The following is a 20,615-nucleotide window of genomic DNA, read 5'->3' as shown; positions in this document are numbered from 1 at the left end:
TGAGTCTAAAATATAGGCAGGACGTTACAAAAGTAGCAAAAAACGCCCATATACAGTCCTATTGGGTAAAATTTTGTGGCATTGATTGGTACTCTGTTTTCCGACTCTGAAAATAGAACAAGAATCTTATTGTGCCGTCGCTGCAAAATAAAAATGAACGGTGGTATTAAAAAATGCCCTTAGATTTTGACTTTCAAAACAGATTGCTTACCTTTGCAGCCAAAATTTACCAAAAATGGCAAAGACAAAAGACAACCAAAACACTTCGGCAACGCCTGAATCTGCACAGACCCCCGAAAGTCTGCGCTATATTGAAGATGCCGATGCGCTTCGCGCCCAAATAGAGAAAACAGAGGGTTTTGCAAAGAAAAACGCAAGACTTCTCATGGCAGCAGGCATTGTGCTGGTCGCAGCCGTAGGCGGTTTGATTGCTTGGCAGTATTACAACCAAGACCAAACCAAAAAGGCACAAATAGACATCTTCCCTGCTATCTTTTATTTTGAGAAAGACTCCCTACAAAAGGCAGTACAAGGCGATGGCAGCACCACAGGGGGCTTTGCCGAAATCGCCGATAAATATAGCACCACCAAACCCGGCGACTTAGCACAATTTTATCTCGGTGCAGCCGCCCTCAAAGAAGGAAAATACGAGGAAGCCATCAACCACCTAAAAGGATTTGGGGCAGACGACTATTTGGTGCAGGCACGCGCTTATAGCCTAATCGCTGACGCACATAGCGAATTGGGGCAGTACGACGAGGCGATTAGCTACTACAAAAAAGCCGTCAATCACTACCCTAACGACTATTTCACGCCCGAATATCTCATGAAACTTGCCTTAGTGCAGGAAGTACAAAAAGATTACAACGGTGCTTTATTAAGCTACCAACAGATTGTAGAAAAGCACAGCAAGGCAAGTGAGCAGGTCTTGAAAGCCAAAAAGCAGGCGGCACGCTTAGAAGCACTTTTGGCGAAAAAATAAAACAATACGCCCACTCATCATTTCTTTTTCTGAAAAGCAAATCCGCTACTTGGGTTTGCTTTTTTTTTGTGTTGAAAGAAAAAAAATTTCCTTTTTCACTTTTTTTGGCTATCTTCGAATAAAATTCCTAAAAAAGAATAAAAGTACGATTCCCTTTTTCCAAACAGATACGGCAGAGCGGCAGCTCTAATAAAATGAAAAAAAAACTAACCTATGCGTACCTTACGGCTTTGATGCTGTTAGCATTGGTCTTGCTCACCAATCAGACCTTTTTACACTTTTTCATTCACGATACCAAACAAGGCGCGAGGCTTATCAACTTGGCAGGTAGGCAGCGCATGTTGAGCCAACGCCTAATCAAAAGTGCCTTGTTGTTGCAAAATGACCCTACCCAGAAAACGGTATGGAATGAATTTAAAACCGACCTACACGATTTCAAACAAGCCCACCAGACCCTTAAAGCAGAAACTTTTGAAGGCAGTTATGGGCAGGATTTGCCCCAAAAGTACCTTGCCCTTGAGCCTATTTGGGTTGATTTGGTAGAAAATGCGACACAGATAGCGGCACAAGAAGCAAGCGGTAGCCCTTTTGATTCGCTTTTGATACAAAAATTGAAAAGCCAAGAAAAACAGTTCCTACCGCTTATGGAACAAGTGGTGAAGGCGTATGAGGAAAAAAGTATTGCCGACCGAGAGCAAATAGCCCGCATAGAATGGCTTTTGATGGTGGTGATGTTGGTAGCTTTAATAGCCGTAGGGGGCTTGATTTTCAGACCGTTAGTAGAAAAAATAGACAAACAGCAACAAGATTTAGAGGCAAAAAACAAAGCCTTGCAGTATAGCAACGAGCAAATGGGTAGTGCAGACGAAGAATTGCGACAAAATTTGGAAGAACTTTTGATGGTGCAAAATCAGCTCGAACTTGCCAATGAACGCGCACAGAAAATCAATGAGGCTCTTTTTCGTACTAACCAAATGGCGTTAGTGGGCTATTGGGAGGTCAATTTGGAGGCGCAAACGGTCTATTGGTCGGAGATGACACGCCAAATCCATGAAGTAGATGAAGAATTTGTGCCACAATTAGAAAAGGGCATCGATTTTTACAAGGAAGGCGAGAGCCGCACGCGCATTGCCCAAGCCGTAGAAAAGGCAATTCAGCAGGGCGCGTCTTTTGATGTGCAGCTCGAAATCATTACGGCAAAAGGCAATCTCAAATGGGTGCATGCGATGGGGGAGGCAAAAATACAGCAGGGCATCTGCCGTTCCATTTTTGGCACTTTTCAAGATATTACCAAAGAAAAGAAGTTTGAAGCCGAATTGCTCAAATCGCAGGAAGAGTTGAGGCACTTCTTCGACTTGGCTACCGACTTTATGTGCATTGCCGACATGCAGGGCTGGTTTCGCAGCGTCAATCAGGCTTTTGCCGAGCGTACAGGATATAGCCGTGCAGAGCTATTGGAGCGTCCTTTTTCTGCTTTCATTCACCCCGAAGATTTGTCCGCCGTAGAAAATGAAATGCAACGATTGGCGGCAGGCAAAAATACCATAGATTTTGAGAATCGCTTTCGCTGCAAAGAAGGGCATTATATTTGGCTTCGGTGGAGGGCAGCCCTTGAGCCTACCACAGGGTTTGTCTTTGCCACTTCGCACGACATCACGATTGAAAGAAAGCGCACACTGTTGCGAAAAATAAACCAAGAAATCAGTGAGGGCTATCTAAAAGACGACCGCCCGCAGGTCTATTTTAATTATATCCTCAAACAACTTTTAGCCCTGACTGAAAGCGAATATGGCTTTGTCGGGGAGGTGTTTTATGAAAATGGGCTGCCCTATCTCAAAACCTACGCCATTACAGACATCTCTTGGAGCGAGGAAACGCGACAATTCTACCAAAAACATGCCGAACAAGGTTTGGAGTTTCGCAACCTCGATACGCTCTTTGGTTATGCCTTGCGCCACAAAGAAGCTGTTTTGAGCAATGACCCCAAAAATGATTCGCGAAGTGGCGGTTTGCCCAAGGGACACCCCGCGCTTGATGCTTTTTTAGGGCTTCCTATCCGACACAAAGAAGGCGACCTTTTGGGTATGATAGGATTGGCAAACAAAAAAGGCGGCTATCAGCAGCAGGATATTAGTTTTTTAGAACCCTTTTCTACACTCTTTGCCACTATTATCCAAAACATCAAATCGGAGCGCAAACGAAAAGCCTTAGAAAGGGTGCAGATAGAAACCAACAACCGCCTCAATACGCTGATAGAAAATGTGGGCGATATGGTCTTTGTGATTGATGCACACAATTTCACCTTTAAAGAATATTACGTACAAGATGAATCTGAACTTATCCTCGAACCTGCCGTATTTTTGGGTAGGAAAGTAGAAGAAGTAGGTTTTGAGGATAGTATCCTTGTGCCGATAATGAAAACCCTAAAAGAGGTGGCGCAGCAAAAGCGAAAAGCCCTGACAGAGTATGTCGTGGTGCAGAAAGAGGGCAAACAGTGGTATAGCCTTATTGTTTCGCCACTTTTTGACGAGCAAAATAAGTTGCAAGACTTCATTTGTGTTTCGCGCAATATCACGCACATCAAACAAACCGAACAGGAATTGAACAATAACTTAGAGGAACTGTTTAGTGTGCAGGAGCATCTGCATGCGCAAAAAGCCGTTTTGGAGCAGACTTTAATAGAGTTAAAAAGTTCGCAATCGCAGTTGGTTCATGCCGAAAAGATGGCTACTTTGGGGCAACTTGTCGCCAATATCGCGCACGAAGTCAATACGCCTTTGGCTGCCATTCGTTCTTCGGCAGGAAATATGGCACTCACCTTAGAGAGCTTATTGCCTACCATTTCGCTCTTTTTCGATAAAATTAGTGCGCAGGAAAAAGACCTTTTCAAGACCCTTTTAGAAACCGTTTTGAGCGGCGAAAGCCTGCTTTCCACACGTGAAAAACGTGGGTTTAAATACCAACTCATCGACTTGCTTAGTAGTCCGCCTTGGTCAGATTTTGAGGAAAAGGCAGATGAAATTGCGGATATGATTGTAGAAATGGGGCTGGGCGCACAAAAAGAACTGTATTTGCAGGTTTTGAGGCAGCCGCAGGGGGTTGCTATCTTGCGCCATGTCTTTGCCCTTTCGGGGATTTTGCGCTCTAATCAGACCATCATCACCGCAACCGAACGCGCTTCTAAAATCATTTTTGCCCTGAAAAATTTTGCTCGACAAGACCAAAGTGGCGAAAAACAGCCACTCGACATCAACGAAAGTATCCAAATGACGCTGACGCTCTACCAAAATCTGCTCCGACAGGGCATCGAGGTAGAGTGTGATTTTGCTACTTTGCCCGCGCTCTCTTGTTTTATAGACGAAATTCCACAGGTCTGGACAAACCTTATCCACAATGCCATTCAAGCCATGAAAGGCGAAGGAAAGTTGAAAATTCAAACGCAATTAGAGGCTGAAAATAAAATCTTGGTCAGTATTGCCGATACAGGCGGTGGGATTCCGCTTTCGGTGCAGGCAAAGATTTTTGAACCCTTCTTCACAACCAAAGCGGCAGGTGAGGGCAGCGGTTTGGGATTGGATATTGTTCGCAAAATTGTAGAAAAACATCAAGGCAGGATTTGGTTTGATACCCAAGAAAACGTAGGCACTACTTTTTTTGTAGAATTACCGATTCAAGGCGTTTAAGTTTCTCAAAATCAGACCCAAATCTTATCTCAATTTGGCGCAAAAGTTAGGGCGAGAGTCTAAAAAAAATAAAAAATGTGCTTAGAAAGCGACAAAATACGGACAAAATAGGCACTTTGCCACAAAGATTTCAAAACCCTTATTGGCTAAAAGAGCGGCTTTGTCTATCTTTGTTTATCTTTGCTTCTCTTCAAAAGTCGGGTAGCTACTTTTCTCTTCCCTTGACTTGCCCATATAAAAAAGGACAAACCCCAAAAAATACCTCTCACGCCAATACTCATTCTATTATTTCCCCTTGCCTACGATATTGCCATGAAAAAAAATAAAGCCATACTTTGTGTAGATGACGATTCTACTGTTTTGGATAGCCTCAAAACACAACTTATCAACATCTTTTCAGACGAGTTTATCATCGAAACCGCAGAAAGTGGTGAAGAAGCCTTAGAGATTATCGAATTTCTGGGTAGGCGCAAAATAGACACGTTGCTTATCATCACCGACTGGCTCATGCCCAAAATGAAGGGCGACGAACTTTTAGTAAAAGTGCATAACAAGTTTCCGCGCATCTCTAAAATTATGCTCTCTGGACAAGCCGACGAGCGAGCCATTCAGAACGCCTTTAAAAATGCCAACTTAGCCGCCTTTATCTCGAAGCCTTGGCAGACGGAAGATTTGGTCGCTGCCATCAAGCCCCTACTTTCCGACAAGTAAAAAATACACTTTGGTTTGAATTTTGAAGGCTTGTGCTTCTTATTTCTACCCTCCCAACACCCAAAAAGCAAATTTGACTCGTGAAGAAAAAAACAATCCTTTGTGTTGATGACGAACAGATTGTTCTCAATAGCCTCAAAAGCGAAATTTCGCGACACTTTGGGGGGCGTATCGCTGTCGAAATTGCCGAAAGTGCCGAAGAAGCCTTAGAAGTCCTCGATTTTCTCTTGCGTAGGAATCACGAAATTGTGGTAGTGGTATCCGACTATGTCATGCCCAATATGAAAGGCGACGAACTCCTTTCAAGGGTACATGAAATGCTCCCTGCCACTAAAAAAATCCTACTCACAGGACAAGCCAATTTAGAAGGCGTTACCAACGCCATCAACCAAGCCAGCCTATACCGCTATATCGCCAAGCCGTGGGAAACCAACGACCTGATGATGACCTTAGAAGCCGCTGTGCAAAGCTATGAACAGGATACCCTTTTGCAGGCACAAAACGAGGAATTGCGATTGTTAAATGCCAATTTGGAGCAGAAAGTAGCCGAGCGCACCGCCGCTTTGCAGGAAACGAACAATCAAATTCAAGCCTCTATTCGCTATGCGCAGCGGATTCAGTCGGCAGTATTGCCAAGTTTGGAAACCATTGCCAAATCGTTTTCAGACTATTTCATTTTTTATCAGCCGCGTGATGTGGTCAGTGGCGATTTTTATTGGTTTGCTGAAAAAGAGCATAAGACCATCATAGTGGCGGCAGACTGCACAGGGCATGGCGTGCCGGGTGCTTTTATGTCCCTTATCGGGAATGATTTGCTCAATCGCGCCGTCCATGATAGGGAAGTGCATGCCCCTGAAAAGATTTTAGAGCAGGTAGATAAGAGCCTAAATCGCGTTTGGCGCAATGAAAATACAACGCTTCGCGACGGCATGGACGTGTCTGTGGTCGTGATAGATAGGCAGGAACAGACGCTTTCTTTTGCAGGAGCGCGTGGGGTAGTCTTGGTATTTGATGCCAAAGGGCAAATGCACTATCTCAAAGGCGACAAAACCAGCATCGATGGTAGGAAAGTATCGGTCTTTACAAGACAGAGTTTGCCCCTTGAAGGTAAAACGCGCTTCTACCTCTATTCTGACGGTTTTCAAGACCAATTTGGGGGAGAAGACAACTTCAAATTCACGAGCAAACGCCTACGAAATTTTATCGCCGAGCTGCAAACGCAGCCGCTAACGGCACAGAGTCAAATTGTGGCAGATACCTTTTTCAAATGGAAAGGCGACTTGAAACAGACCGATGATGTCTTGTTGATGGGTTTTGAAATATAATAGGCGTTGGTTGCAAAGATAAAAGCCTTAAATGCGCCCCACACTAAACCGCAGTGATGTTAAATTCTAAAAATCAAATGCAAATGTAGGGACAAGGCACTGCCTTGTCCGCAGCAAGATTGAAATAAAAAAGGGCTTTCAGACCTAAAAAAAGTCTTTCACCCAAATTTTATTTCGTGTCAAATTTGACAAAACAAGATTTTTTACAGAACTTAACATCACTGGGGCAGGGTGGGGGGTTTTTGCCTATTCTGGGTCTGAAAAAAACGTTTGAGTTCAATCTAATTTGGGACAACGCACTGCGCTGTCCCTACAAATTTTTTTGTGATTTCTAAAACTTTTCTAAAACTTTCGCTTTGAGTTTTTGGAACTCTTCTTCGCTCAAAATGCCTCTCTGTTTGAGGTCGGCTAATTTTTCGAGTTCGGCTACCAAATCACTCTGTCCGCTTGTGGGCGGGGTTTGGGCTTCGTTTTGAGGTGCTTGTTGGCTTTGTGCCTGCTTTGTGTTTTGGTTGTTTTGTGCTTTCTGATTGGAAGCTACTTCTTCAAAGTCGGCTTCTTCAAATTCAAAATCTTTTTTGGGCTTTTTTTCTTTTCCGAAGGCATCAAAACCCTCTTTTTCGAAATCGCGATAGGCTTCTTTGGCTCTTTTTTCTACATCATCTTTCATTTGGCGGGCAAAGTCTTTTCCCTTTTCAAATTGTTCGGCGTAGAACTTCTTAACGGCTTCGGTGTCGAAGTTGCTCAAATCGCCACCTGTTTCAAAGTGGTAGGCAAAGGTCTTGCCTGCCGCGTAGGTAGAAGCTCCCGAAAAGACTGCCATGCCGATACCGCCTGCTATCGTACCCCAGCCCGGAATAAGTTTGAGGGCTTGTGAGCCTAATTTGGCGAGTAAGCCTCCTGAAAGCGTACTGACCAAGCTCTCTATCGTTGCATCAGTGGCATCAATGCCTTTTGATTCTGCCAAGCGGCGCACCATATCTACCTGCACCAACGTAACGGCTGCCATATCGAGCCAAGGCACAGGTATAAAAGCCGAAGCCATCGCCAAGACAACGGCATTTTCAATGATTTTATCCGCCTTTTGGCGGTCGTCTTCCATCTTCATTTTTTCGCGAAGTTTGAAAAGCAGGTAGTCTATCATATCAAGAAGGGAGGTAAGGTAGGGAAAAATGGGGCGGCGGTAAAATAGCTATCCGCCATCAAAGATACACATCAAAGGTACAAAAAAACGTGCAAATATGGGGCATAATTGGCGATAGGACGTGAGCGCGAGGCTAAGTGCGCCATTTTTTCTGTATAAACGCAAACAAGAGGCAAGGGTAGGTTAAAATTTTAAAAAAAACTGACGTTTTGTCATTCTAAGCGAAAAAAAGCGTATTTTTGTGTGAATAGCGTATCTTTCCCAATTTTCACCGACGAAAATAAAACATCACTTTGCAGGACGTACAAGAGCTACTGGCTATCAAGCAAAAGTTTGGCATCATTGGCAATTCCCCACTGCTCAATCAGGCGATTCGTGTGGCTTCGCAGGTCGCGCCTACGGAAATGACCGTTTTGATAACGGGCGAAAGCGGCAGCGGTAAGGAATCTTTTTCTAAAATTATTCATCATCTAAGTCCGCGCAAGCACAACACTTTTATCGCCATCAACTGCGGCGCGATTCCCGAAGGTACGGTCAGTTCCGAACTCTTTGGACACGAAAAAGGCTCTTTCACAGGGGCGGCAGGCGTGCGCAAGGGCTATTTTGAGGAGGCAAATGGCGGCACTATCTTTTTAGATGAGGTAGGCGAATTGCCCTTAGAAACACAGGCGATGCTTTTGCGCGTCTTAGAAAATGGGGAATTTATCAAGGTAGGTTCTTCGAAGGCAGAGAAGACCAACGTGCGCGTAGTGGCAGCTACCAACGTGCGCTTGGTAGAGGCGGTAGAAAAGGGTAAGTTTCGCGAAGATTTATACTACCGTTTGAATACGGTGCCAATTTACGTTCCGCCTTTGCGTGAGCGTGGCGAAGATGTCGAGCTTTTATTTAGAAAATTTGCCTCTGATTTTTCGGAAAAATACCACATCAAACCTTTGGTTTTAGAGCCACAAGCCAAAGAAACGTTGCAGCAGTATCCCTTTCCCGGTAATGTGCGTCAGCTCAAACACATTGTAGAGCAGATGTGCGTTTTAGAAGGCGAAAATCGCTACATTTCAGGCGATACCTTAGCGAAGTATTTGCCTAAAAATGCCCCTTCGCGCCTACCTGCCCTCACACAGGAGAGCAGCAAAGATAGCTTTTCAGAAAGAGAACTACTCTATAAAATTCTTTTTGATATGAAGCGTGATGTAACCGAACTCAAACAGTTGGTCTTGCATCTTTTACAGGGGAAAAATTCGGCGGCAATGATTCAGCAGTATCATCATCTTTTTCAGGAGGTAGAAAGCAAGGGCGGCAATGCGGCTGCCTTTCAAGGCAATTACGCGCCTCTGACGCAATCGCCTATTTTTTTAGGTGAAAAAATAACGCCTTCCTACTCTTCTGCCTACGCAAATGAAGAGGAGGATACGATAGATGTGGGCAATGTCAATATCGTGGAGGCGACCAAGCAGGGCGAAAAAGAGGAGGCTTTCGCCTATGCAGAAACACAGGCAGAGGGCGAAAAAGAGCCAATCGAAACGGATTCTTTTTCTTTGGAGAAGAAAGAAAAAGAGTTGATTATCAAGGCTTTGGACAAACACAAGGGCAAACGCAAGCAGGCTGCCCAAGATTTGGGCATTTCCGAGCGCACCCTTTATCGGAAAATAAAACAATACGAATTAGATTAAACTTTATCGCTTTATTTTGATATGCAGGTCAGAAAATATACTTCCTTCGCCTTTTTGGGCTTTGTGGCAGTTTTGCTAATGGGGCTTTTGGGTGCTTGCGCCCAGGTGTCGCTTTTTAGTTTTAGTGGCACTTCGCTCAATCCCGAAATCAAGACTATTTCGATTCAGGCGGTAGAAAATGAGGCGGGTAATGGTCCGCCAAGTCTTTCTATCAATTTTACAGAAAAATTAAAAGATTATTACATTCGCAACACCAAATTAAATTTGGTGCAGGGCGAAGGCGATATGCAGCTCGATGCCGTCATTAGCGGTTATGAGGTTACGCCGATTGCTCCTACGGGCGACCAGATTGCGGGCTTACAACGCCTGACCATTACGCTAAGTGTCAATTATTTCAATGCCTATGATGAGCAGGCAAGTTTTGAAAATAAATCTTTTTCACAATTTGAGGATTTTCCGCCCGATAGAAACCTTGCCGATGTAGAAAATGATTTAATTCAGGTCATTTCAGATAGAATTATTTTTGATATATTCAACGCAACGGCAGGGAATTGGTAAAATGGGCTTGCTCCTTTTGCAGACTTGCTTTTTGGTGCAGGGGGCGGCAGGATTGTGATGATTTTTACTTTTTTTAGAAATAAATTAGCTTTTAAGCAAGAGAAAATAGAAACAGGCTTTCTAAATTGTGGTGAGAGCCTGCTTTTTTTTTCGATTTTTAGGTCTATTTTCATCTTTTTGGCAAAAAAAACGTAACTTAGATTGTTGAAAACTACCCTATTATCTTTCTAAACAAAAGCGTCTGTACTTTGCTTTTATAGAAAGCCTTTTTACTACCTCTCCAAACTTATGAAAAATTTTTCTACCCTACTGCTGCAAAAGTTTGTTTTTTCTTTTTTGAGCCTCTTATTTTTGACCTCAATAGGCGCGTCTTGGCTTAGGGCGCAAGTGCCTACGATAAGTTCTTTCGCACCTACCTCTGGAGCTGTGGGCGCAGTTGTTACTATCAATGGTAATAACTTTGCTGTGCCGCATACGAATAATACAGTGTATTTTGGTGGGGCGAGGGTAATTCCTACTGGGGGGACGGCTACGAGTCTGACGGTGGAAGTGCCTGCGGGGGCAGTTTCACAAGAACCTATTTATGTAGAAAATAATATTTCCAACCGCTTCGGCTCGTCTTTATTGGTAAGCCCCTATTTTTTCAGAACGACACAAACGCCTAATGCTATTGTAGAGAATATTCGTTATAATGCTACTTCTTATCCTACAAGCCAGAACACAAGAGCGAATGTAGTGGCAGATTTTAATAACGACGGCAATATGGATTTTTATGCCACTGGTTCGGGGCAGTTGTTTTTAGGAGATGGTGAAGGTGGTTTTGCCACGCCTACTACACATACCGATGGTGATAGAGGTGCAGCAGCCGATTTCAACGGTGATGGCAATATGGACATCGTTGTGGGAGGTGCTGGAGGTACTGGTACTGAAACTCGCATTCTTTTAGGTGATGGTACAGGAGGCTTTACTGTGGGAGCAAATATTGGGACGTATCGCAATGGCATCGAGGTGGCTGATATGAATAATGACGGTTATATAGATATTGTCGGTACAGATTTTACGGGCAATAGGGTTGCTACACTTCTTAACAATGGAGCAGCTAGTTTTACGGCTTATACCCGTACTATTGCCAATGCTACTGATGTCTTTCTTGCTGATTTTGACGGTGATGGAGATATAGATGTAGCAGTAGGTTCACAAGGGACAGGCTGCCACATAGGTTTTAATAACGGTGCAGGGCAAGTGAACACTTTTCCAGCCTTTACCTTTTATAGCTACGGACAAAACGGTACTTACATTTCAGGAGCAGATTTCGACAATGACGGAGATATAGATTTGGCAGGTTCAGGTAATTTTGATGCGGGGGTTTTCCTGATGCTTAATGATGGTTTAGGAGGTTTTGGAACACCTACCAACTTGACACCAACAGGGTCTACCGACGCAAGAGGAGTCGTGGCAGCAGATTTTAATGGAGATGGCAATGCAGATATTGCTTATACGCAGTACGGGGGAAGTGTTAGAGTACGTATAGGGAATGGAGATGGTACTTTTCAAGCTCCGATTACTTTAAATACCACTACAACAGCAACCATAAATATTGTGCCTGCTGATTTCAATAATGACGGCTACACCGATTTTGTTGTGGGATATTTGAATAATCAAACATCTGTACACCTGCATCGCCCTATTTTATTTTCCCGCCAAAATGGGGATTGGAACGACCCTAATACGTGGAGTGTCGATGCTTGTGGCGGTGTGTCTTCAGGAGCAATCCCTACTCAAAACAATAATGTGGTCATCTGCGGACATATTGTAACTCTCAATGCAAATTCGACTTGTAACGACTTGACCATACAGACAGGGGGGACTTTACTCACCGAAAATTTCGACCTCGATATTAGAGGCAATACCATCAATAGCGGCACATTTGAGGATAATGCTTCAGGCGGGACTACTACTTTTAGAGGCACGCTTACCAACAACAGAGCCTTGCGCGTAACAGGTGCTGCCAATAACTCTACCTTCCGTTTCAGAGGCAATATAACGAATAATGCGGCAGCTATTGAATTTAATTTGGTTGAAAGTATTAGTTATGTTTTTGAAAATAATCCTGTTACAATTACCAATTTAGCTACTACTGTTGGTTCAAATATGGTATTCGGCAGTTTCAATGCTTCGGGTACGCTCAATAGCAATGTTACGATTGCCAATGGTACTGCAAGAGAAATTCAGTTTATTACCAATATAGGCTTAGATGTGTCTTCGGGCGTTACGCTACAAAATAATTACAGCACAGGTACTTTCGTTACCGGACGTTTAGTAGGACTCGGTTCTTTTGTCAATGGTACAAATGCACGCTTGCGTTACGTTGCGGTACTTGCCCCTGCGATTGCTACTTTTGATGCTTCTACAAATGCAGGAAATATTGTAGAATACACAGCTTTAAATGCAGATGTACTTGCTACTACCTATCGAAACCTCGTGATAGCCAGCGCGGGTACGGCAAATCTGACGGGTGCAACTACGGTGCAGCAAAATCTAACGATAAATACAGGTGCTACGCTTGATGTAACCCTAAGCAATCATCCACTTACATTTGCACCCTTAGCCGCAAATTTTGGTTTGGTGAATAACGGAGCATTTGAGGCAAGGGCAGGCACAGTTTCTTTTACAGGAGGTGTTAATCAAACTATTGGCGGAGGTGTCAATACTACTTTTCATAATTTGACCATCAACCAATCGGCTGCCTCTACTGTTACCCTTAGTAGGTCTATTGTGGTAGATAATGATTTAACACTAGCACTCGGTAGAATTGTATTAGGAACAAATACCCTTACACACAATAGCAGTGCTGACCCTATCGTAACTGGCGGTTGGGTAAATACCAATGGTACAGGTACTTTTATCAAATCAGTGGCTGGAACAGATTTACTTTTCCCTGTGGGCAGTAATGCGGCACGTCAATCTGTCATTATCAATAACGCTGTGGCAAATGCTTCGGTGCGCTTTCGCACTCCTACCCCTGCTGTACCCAATAGCGGCTTAGGGGCTTGGGAGATAAACAATGGTTCTACCAGTTCAAATATTCGTATCGTGAATCCCATAGGCGGAGCAATAAGTGTGGGAGTGTCTGAAATAGCATTTTATGATGGTACTATTTGGAATACCATAACCCCAACTACCTACCCTTCTGCTACTGATTACGAGGCTTTAGTACCTTTTGTAGGCGCACCACGCCAGATTGGTATTTTTTCTACTACGGCGTATTATACTTTGGGCAATGCTACTTGGGATGTGAATAGCAACTTTTGGTCGACTGACGGGGTAACAGGTTGTAATTGCAGTCCAGTAGGGCAGGTAAATGCGACGGTCATCATCAATAGTGGGCATGTGGTAGGTGTCCCCTTGGCTGTTAATATTGCCACAGGCAATAGCATAGACCTATATGGTACGCTGACTTTAACTAATGGTAACACCAATGCCATCGCCTCGCTTACTACTTCGGCAGGCTCTACGATAAATATTTTGGCAGGAACGCTTAACCTTGCTACTGCTACCACTTTTAATGGAACGGTGAGCAATCAAGGTGGGACAATTCCTGCCGCCCCTGCTCTTACCTTCGCCGATGGCTCTACCTACATTCATGCAAGAAATGGCGGTGCCATTCCTACGGCTACTTGGGGAGCGACTTCTAACTGTCGCATTACGGGCATAACAAACTTAGCCATTTCTGCGGGTTTGGGGCAGACGTTTGGTAACTTTGAGTGGGCTTGTTTTTCGCAAACTGTTCCTCAAAATAATAATGCTTCTATGATAGTGCAAGGGAACTTCACCTTGACTCATACAGGCACAAGTAATTTTAATTTGAATGGAAATACCTTAGACCTTAAAGGAAATTGGCTCAATAACCATAATGTATCAAGTTTCAATGCAGCCGCTGCAAATAGCACAGTCATATTCAGTGGTACTTCTCCTCAAACCATAGGCGGAAGTAGTGCAACAAATTTTAGGAATTTGACCATTAACAATACGGCTGCTACCCCTACGGTTACTATTACAAATACGTTTAGTTATGCCATAAACCAAACCTTAACACTTACGGCAGGTAGATTTGTGATAGGGTCAAGTAATATTTTATACCCCTCTACTGTAGCTGCTATTACAGGTGCAGGTTGGATAGAAACCAATGGTACAGGTAGTTTTCAGAGAAATCCCGGAGCCGGATTTCCCTCAGCCCAGTTTCCTGTGGGAGATGCTACTGCCAAAAGGTTAGTAACAATGAATATTGGTGCGGGTAGCAATAGGGTGAGGTTTGTAACACCTATCAGTCCTGCCATTACAGGCACAAACCCTACGGCGGGTATGTGGGATATATTTGTAGCTGCGAGCAATGTTATAACATTTAATAATGTTACAGATGCGATTGCAACAGGAAGAATACACAAAGAGGTGGCTGGTGCATGGACATTACTGCCTTCTACAGTTACTTACCCTACTTTTTCAACATCTGGCATAGAATCTTCTGGCAATTTTACCATCTTTTCCCCCCCTACTACCTACTACACCCTCGGCAATGCCACTTGGAACGTGAATAGCAATAATTGGTCGAACGATGGGACAAACCCTTGCAACTGTTCGCCTGCGGGTGTGGCAAATGCGACAGTTTATATTAGAAACACAGACGAAGTTACGGTTGCTGGTGCGGGCGACATCGCTTTGAACAATACCATTGACATCACAGGCTTTGGGGTGCTTACTTTGCAAAACGGCAATACCAACCCCTTTACGCTTTCTACCAATACCGCAGGCTCTACGATAAATCTTTTGGCAGGAACGCTTAACCTTGCTACTGCTACCACTTTTAATGGAACGGTGAGCAATCAAGGTGGGACAATTCCTGCCGCCCCTGCTCTTACCTTCGCCGATGGCTCTACCTACATTCATGCAAGGAACGGCGGTGCCATTCCTACGGCTACTTGGGGCAACACCTCTACTTGCCACGTTACGGGTATGACAAACTTACAACCAACTAATATCAGTGGACAATCTTTTGGACATTTGGTTTGGGATTCCCCAAGTCAGACCATAGGGACAAGTTTGTTTAATGCAGGAGTTAATGAAAACTGCACGGTGAAAGGAAATTTCACTGTACTTAATGTAGGTACAGGTTCGCTAACTTTAAAAAATGGAGGTGGAGCTACCGTCAATAATTTCTTAGTAGAGGGTAATTGTATAATAGAGGACGACTTTACCATTCAGGCAAACCCTGCGGGGGCTTCCACTGCTTTAGAAGTTTGGGGCGATTTCACACGTACAGCAGGTTTTTTCCGCTTCACCTCTAATAACGGTGCAGCCTTAGGTGAGCTAATTTTGGAAGGTGATTTTAATAATGCAGGCGCATTTGAACACTACACCAACTCGCGATTAGTCTTTGCAGGTGCAAATGACCAAACGGTTACAGGCAACTTGCCTTTTACAGCAGGAACAGGTGCTTTTGAGGTAAGAATAGACAAAGACGCAGCCGCCAATACGGTTACTTTGGGTGGAAATATCACCTTTGGTGGAACGAACACTCTAAATATCCAACAAGGCACACTTACTACTATTGCGACTGCACGCACGTTGAATTTCACAAACATCATAGGAGTGGGAATTTTAGATATGTCAACTGGGGGAGTTGCTCATACCCTCAATTTGAACGGAACAGGTAACACTTTTAATGGCACACTTATCTCGTCTGCCAATAGCCTTGTTAATTACAACGGTACTGTCGCTCAAAACATCTTCGCACCTTCGTCGGGTAGTTATGGACGTTTGACCTTGACTAACGCAAACGTAAAAACCCTTTTAGGCAATATTAGCCTAATAGGAAACTTTACCAATAATGCAGGGGCAGGCAATTTTGACCCAGATACTTTTGGTGTGAGTTTTATCGGCACTAACGCCCAAACCATAGGGGGTTCGAGTGGTACAAACTTCGCCCTTCTTACCATCGACAACGCCGCAAACGTAGGTTTGGCACAATCTATCAATGCCCAATCATTGCATTTAGAGGAAGGAAGGCTTACTTTAAATACGCATGACTTTGGCTTTTCGGGCACTGCCGCTGCTCTTACGCGCAATACAGGCTGGATAGAAACAAATGATTTGGGTAGCTTTATATTATTAAATGCCAATACAAATTTTACTTTCCCTATCGGTAGCGATACTCAATATCAGCCTTTGCGCCTAAGCAATGCGGCAGCCAATGCCAACGTGCGCTTTGGCACTTCCACTGCACCTTTGACTTCGGGAACAGCTTCTTGGTTTGCCCAAAATAGTGGGGCTACTTCTGATGTCGTTTTGGTCAATCCACAAGGGGCGGGTATTGTGCCTAACTTTTCCAAAATTCAGGAATACACCACCGCTTGGAATCCGCTTCCTACCACAGACTACCCTGCTTCCGACGAATACCGCCTACCTGCCTACCTTTTCGATACAAGCGTAAAAGAGTTTGGTATAAAAGAGGGCAGTCCCTTTGTTACGACGTGGCAGACTACCGCTGCAAATGAGAGCATTACCATTCCGCATGATGGCACTGGCTACAACTTTACTGTTGATTGGGGCGATTCCAACATTGAAGTTCTAACAGATGTCGACTTTCCTTTTACCCATACTTACACCACCGCAGGCACTTACACAGTTTCTATAACAGGCGATTTCCCCCGTATTTATTTTAATAATGGCGGTGATAGACTAAAAATCCGCAGCATCGAGCAATGGGGGGATATTGCTTGGACTTCAATGGAAAACGCTTTTTGGGGTTGTGGAAATCTAACTTACAACGCCACCGATGCCCCCGATTTGAGCGGAGTCAGCAATTTAGCCCAAATGTTTCGCGCCGCAACCCTATTCAATGGCAACCTCAATAATTGGGACGTAAGCACGATTCAAAACTTAAATTTTATGTTCTGGGGTTGTGGCAATTTCAATCAACCACTCGATGCTTGGGACGTTAGCAGCGTAACAACTATGAGCAATACCTTCTGGGGTTGTAACATTTTTAATCAGCCTCTCAATAGTTGGAATGTGAGCAGTGTAACGAACATGAACGGGCTTTTTGTCAATAATATCGCCTTCAATCAACCCCTTGATAACTGGGACGTTAGCAACGTAACTAATATGGGAAATATGTTTTGGGGTTGCTTTATTTTCAACCAAAACATAACAGTTTGGGATATAAGCAGCGTGGCAGACCTTAGTTTCATGTTTTACAATGCAAGCAGCTTTAACCAAAACTTAGCTACTTGGAACGTAAACAATGTAATAAACCTGTCAAATATGTTTCTAAATGCAACTGCTTTCAACCAAAACTTAGGCAGTTGGAATTTGAGAACCGCAGGGGTAGATATGAATAATATGCTCGATAATTGCGGCATGAACACAGCCAATTACGACGCTACACTTATCGGTTGGGCTACAAATCCAAGTACGCCTAATAACGTGACGTTAGGTGCTTTGGGTCGTACTTATTGCGCCGCTCAAACGCAAAGAAACACAACCTTAGTAGGTACTAAAAGTTGGACGATTAACGGAGATACTTTCAACTGTGGCGTTTACTACTCTCGCAAAGATGGCGATTGGACAGATGCGACTATTGGCGATGGTACTTGGTCGACGGTAGCGTTAGGAGGCGCAAGCTGCGATTGTGTGCCACCAGCAGGGGCAAATGTTGTGATAGACCACACTGTTACGGCAGATATTGCCATTGCGCCTTTGCAAATTACGCTTTCAGGCACTTTGGATTTGCAGAATCTTAACCACACGCTCGCCACAACAACAATCCTCAATAGTGGCGGCACAGGCATTTTAGAAATAAGCGGAAATACGGCTGCTCTTGCAATCGCCAGTACAAGCGGCGACTTCTTCACAACGCCTACTAATATTGTCCGCTTCAATGGTGCAGCCGCTTATCAAATCGCCCTTCGCAGCTATCCGACCATAGAAAACAACCTAAGTGCAGGTGTATTGGGCTTGGAAACCGTCACGCCTACCAGCATAGACGTTTATGGCGACCTTAGAGCTACCAATGGGGCAAATTCAGGTTTTCTATCCAATGGGCATACGATTGTGATGCCTGATATCGCACCTGCCACTCACCAAATTATAGGCTTAGGCACAAGCGGTTTTAGTTTCCAAAACCTAACTATCGAAAGCAACACCACGACAGGCACTGCTGGTGCTATTGACATCAACGGAACACTTTTTGTCGAGGCAGGCGCAATTTTCACCAACAATACGCCTTTCTTTCAAGTTGCTACCGCTACCGCAACTATCGACGGCACAGGAAATTTTGTCAATAACGCCGCACTATACTACAATAGTGATGTGCCGATTCAGATGGCGGCAGCGAATTTGGATTTTAACACAAATCCGAATGATGTCATCTATCAAAGTGGCACAGCAAGCCCTGCGCCTACTACCTATCGTCAGTTATTTTTCCGAAATAGCAGAAATACAGTAGCAGGCACAATTACAGCCCAAAATGTAGCTTTTGACAATACCACAGGGGCAGCTTCCCTGACCTTAGTAGATGGTACAATTATCACGACAAACGATTTAAACCTACAAAATTCCAACGGCGCAACCCTTGATTTTGGAATAGGAAATGCTACCGTTACAGTCAATAATACCTTGAATGGTAATGCCAACTCTATCATTGTCCATAATGCAGGAGTGGGCAGCACCCAACTTTTAGACCTAAAAGGGGCAAACAATACGCTCAATGCCTTCAACAATACCAGCGCAGGGACAAGTATTGTGCGCTATTCAGGCAATGTCGACCAAAACGTTTTTGCCTCGCCCAACTATCAAAACATAGAAATTCAGGGTGGAGCTTTGAAAACTTTGCAGGGTAATGTTACTGCTTCGGGTACGCTTACCCTGACTGACGGGCGTGTCGTTTTGGGTGCAAATAATCTAACCTTATCCAATACAGCCGTCAATGACCAAATTCAACCGCTTCCCATTACGGCAGCCTCTTTTGTAATTGCAGAAGGGACAGGTAGGCTCACGCGCCAAAACTTGACAAGTCTAAATTTTGCCCTTTTCCCACTCGGTGTAGGTACAAATTTGGAAATGGTGCAGGTGCGCGTAGGAACGACAGGCAGTGCAGCCTCAGCAGGATTTAGCACACCGCTTGCGCCTCTAAATCCTGCGGGTACATTCAACCCTGCTTCGGGAATTTGGAAAGTGGCGGCAGATGGCAGTAGCGAGGTTGCAATTTTGCCTTCCTCTACTTTGGCAGGTGCAAAGGTGCATAAGCTAAATGCAGGCTTTTGGGAAAACACAGGTATTACTACCACTTTTTCCGACCCTCCTCCTACTTATACCACCAACGCCTTAGACCTTAGTACAGAACAAACTTTCACGCTCTTTGCAAAACCTGAAATTACGCTCACTACCATTCCACTTGCGGCTTCAAACGTGCCACAGGGAACAGCCGACTATCCTATTTATGCGTTTTCGGCTGCCGTTGTAGGGGGCAATACCGATTTTCAGTCTATCAATCTAACCACTTCTGGCTCGTATCAGGTTTCGGACTTAGTAAATTTCCAACTTTGGTACAATACAACAAATGATTTTGCCACTGCCTCCGCCATCTCTACACCAGTAGGCATTGTAACTTCGGGCAGTTCGCTCAATATAGCCACGCCACAAACCATCAACGACGGGCAGACGGGTTATTTCTGGATTACGACTTCGGTTGCAAATGCAGCAATTCCTACACGTGATATGTTGATGCAGCTACCCATTGCGGCTTCCTTTTCGGTAGGCGATATAATAGGGTTTTTAGATGCAGGTAATACGCATACGATTGTTTGCGCTCCGCTTGCCTTTACCACGCCTTCACCTTTGCCCAACGGAACTGTGGGGGCTGCTTACACACAAACGGTTGCCGTTTCGGGTCTAAATCCAATAACTACCTATGCCGTTCAAACGGGCGCACTCCCTACGGGGCTTGTCCTAAATCCGACAACAGGCGAAATTTCGGGTACGCCAACGGTTAATGGCATTTCCAGTTTCACACTTCGCGCTACTGACGGTACAGGTTATTTTGCAGATGGCAACTATCAAATTACAGTCGGTTGTCCTGCCGTTACTTACGCTGCCTCGCCTCCTTCCGAAACCATCTGTTCGGGGGCAACTACGAATATCACATTAAGTAGTAGTCCAGCGGGGGCAACTTTTTCTTGGACAGTTGCTGCTACGGGTACAGTTACAGGGCAGAGTGCAGGGGCAGGGACAACGATTGCCCAAACGCTTTCAGGTTCGGGAACGGTTACTTACACGGTTACACCTGACTATTTTGGTTGTGCAGGAACGCCTTTTGATGTAGTCGTTACGGTTGATATTATTTCACCGACTATCTCCTGCCCTGCAAATATTTCTGTCAATAACGACGCTGGAGTTTGTGGTGCAGCCGTAACTTATCCTGCGCCTACCTTTGCGGATAATTGTGCAGGCGCGACGGTTTCACAAACGGCAGGTTTGGCTTCTGGTGCA

General features: G+C 44.4%; 8 protein-coding genes. 7 read left to right on the top strand and 1 reads right to left on the bottom strand.

From position 1 onward, the window contains the following. Positions 1–235: 235 nt before the first annotated feature. From G500_RS0110140 to G500_RS25045, 4 genes are all read left to right on the top strand, one after another. Positions 236–982: a tetratricopeptide repeat protein gene (locus G500_RS0110140; RefSeq protein WP_027002474.1), complete on the top strand. Its 747-nt coding sequence runs from the start codon at positions 236–238 to the stop codon at positions 980–982. Positions 983–1,176: 194 nt separating this feature from the next. Continuing rightward, positions 1,177–4,665 carry a PAS domain S-box protein gene (locus G500_RS25050; protein ID WP_051203430.1) on the top strand — a complete coding sequence of 1,163 codons (3,489 nt, stop codon included), beginning with the start codon at positions 1,177–1,179 and terminating at the stop codon, positions 4,663–4,665. A 312-nt stretch (positions 4,666–4,977) separates the two neighbouring features. Continuing rightward, complete coding sequence (locus G500_RS0110120) at positions 4,978–5,376, top strand: response regulator (RefSeq protein WP_027002472.1); 399 nt, start codon at positions 4,978–4,980, stop codon at positions 5,374–5,376. An 80-nt stretch (positions 5,377–5,456) separates the two neighbouring features. Then, positions 5,457–6,701, top strand: coding sequence for a SpoIIE family protein phosphatase (locus G500_RS25045; protein WP_051203428.1), 1,245 nt, complete (start codon positions 5,457–5,459; stop codon positions 6,699–6,701). 331 nt (positions 6,702–7,032) lie between these two features. On the opposite strand, the gene G500_RS26265 is transcribed toward G500_RS25045, so the two are convergent. Then, positions 7,033–7,845, bottom strand: a complete 813-nt coding sequence (locus G500_RS26265; protein WP_086047870.1) for a DUF697 domain-containing protein — start codon at positions 7,843–7,845, stop codon at positions 7,033–7,035. A 293-nt stretch (positions 7,846–8,138) separates the two neighbouring features. Between G500_RS26265 and G500_RS0110095 the strand changes: the two genes are divergently transcribed. The 3 genes from G500_RS0110095 to G500_RS0110080 all read left to right on the top strand — a co-directional run. Then, a complete protein-coding gene (locus G500_RS0110095) occupies positions 8,139–9,512 on the top strand; it encodes a sigma-54 interaction domain-containing protein (protein WP_027002471.1) in 1,374 nt (457 codons plus the stop codon). A gap of 21 nt (positions 9,513–9,533) precedes the next feature. Continuing rightward, on the top strand, positions 9,534–10,070 hold the full coding sequence (gene lptE / locus G500_RS0110090) for an LPS assembly lipoprotein LptE (RefSeq protein WP_027002470.1): 537 nt from the start codon (positions 9,534–9,536) through the stop codon (positions 10,068–10,070). A gap of 288 nt (positions 10,071–10,358) precedes the next feature. Next, positions 10,359–20,615 (top strand): BspA family leucine-rich repeat surface protein (locus G500_RS0110080; RefSeq protein ID WP_027002469.1); only part of this gene is annotated, 10,257 nt, incomplete at its 3' end.

The organism is Hugenholtzia roseola DSM 9546, assembly GCF_000422585.1.
Taxonomy (GTDB): domain Bacteria; phylum Bacteroidota; class Bacteroidia; order Cytophagales; family Bernardetiaceae; genus Hugenholtzia; species Hugenholtzia roseola.
Note: the sequence above shows the minus strand (reverse complement) of the source record. Positions and strands in the feature narration are given on the sequence as shown.

What these genes read in the sequence shown, in the direction of transcription:
- lptE (WP_027002470.1), top strand. Translation starts at nt 9,534, where the DNA reads ATGCAGGTCAGAAAATATACTTCCTTCGCCTTTTTGGGCTTTGTGGCA.
- G500_RS0110120 (WP_027002472.1), top strand. Translation starts at nt 4,978, where the DNA reads ATGAAAAAAAATAAAGCCATACTTTGTGTAGATGACGATTCTACTGTT.
- G500_RS26265 (WP_086047870.1), bottom strand. Translation starts at nt 7,845, where the DNA reads ATGATAGACTACCTGCTTTTCAAACTTCGCGAAAAAATGAAGATGGAA.
- G500_RS25050 (WP_051203430.1), top strand. Translation starts at nt 1,177, where the DNA reads ATGAAAAAAAAACTAACCTATGCGTACCTTACGGCTTTGATGCTGTTA.
- G500_RS0110140 (WP_027002474.1), top strand. Translation starts at nt 236, where the DNA reads ATGGCAAAGACAAAAGACAACCAAAACACTTCGGCAACGCCTGAATCT.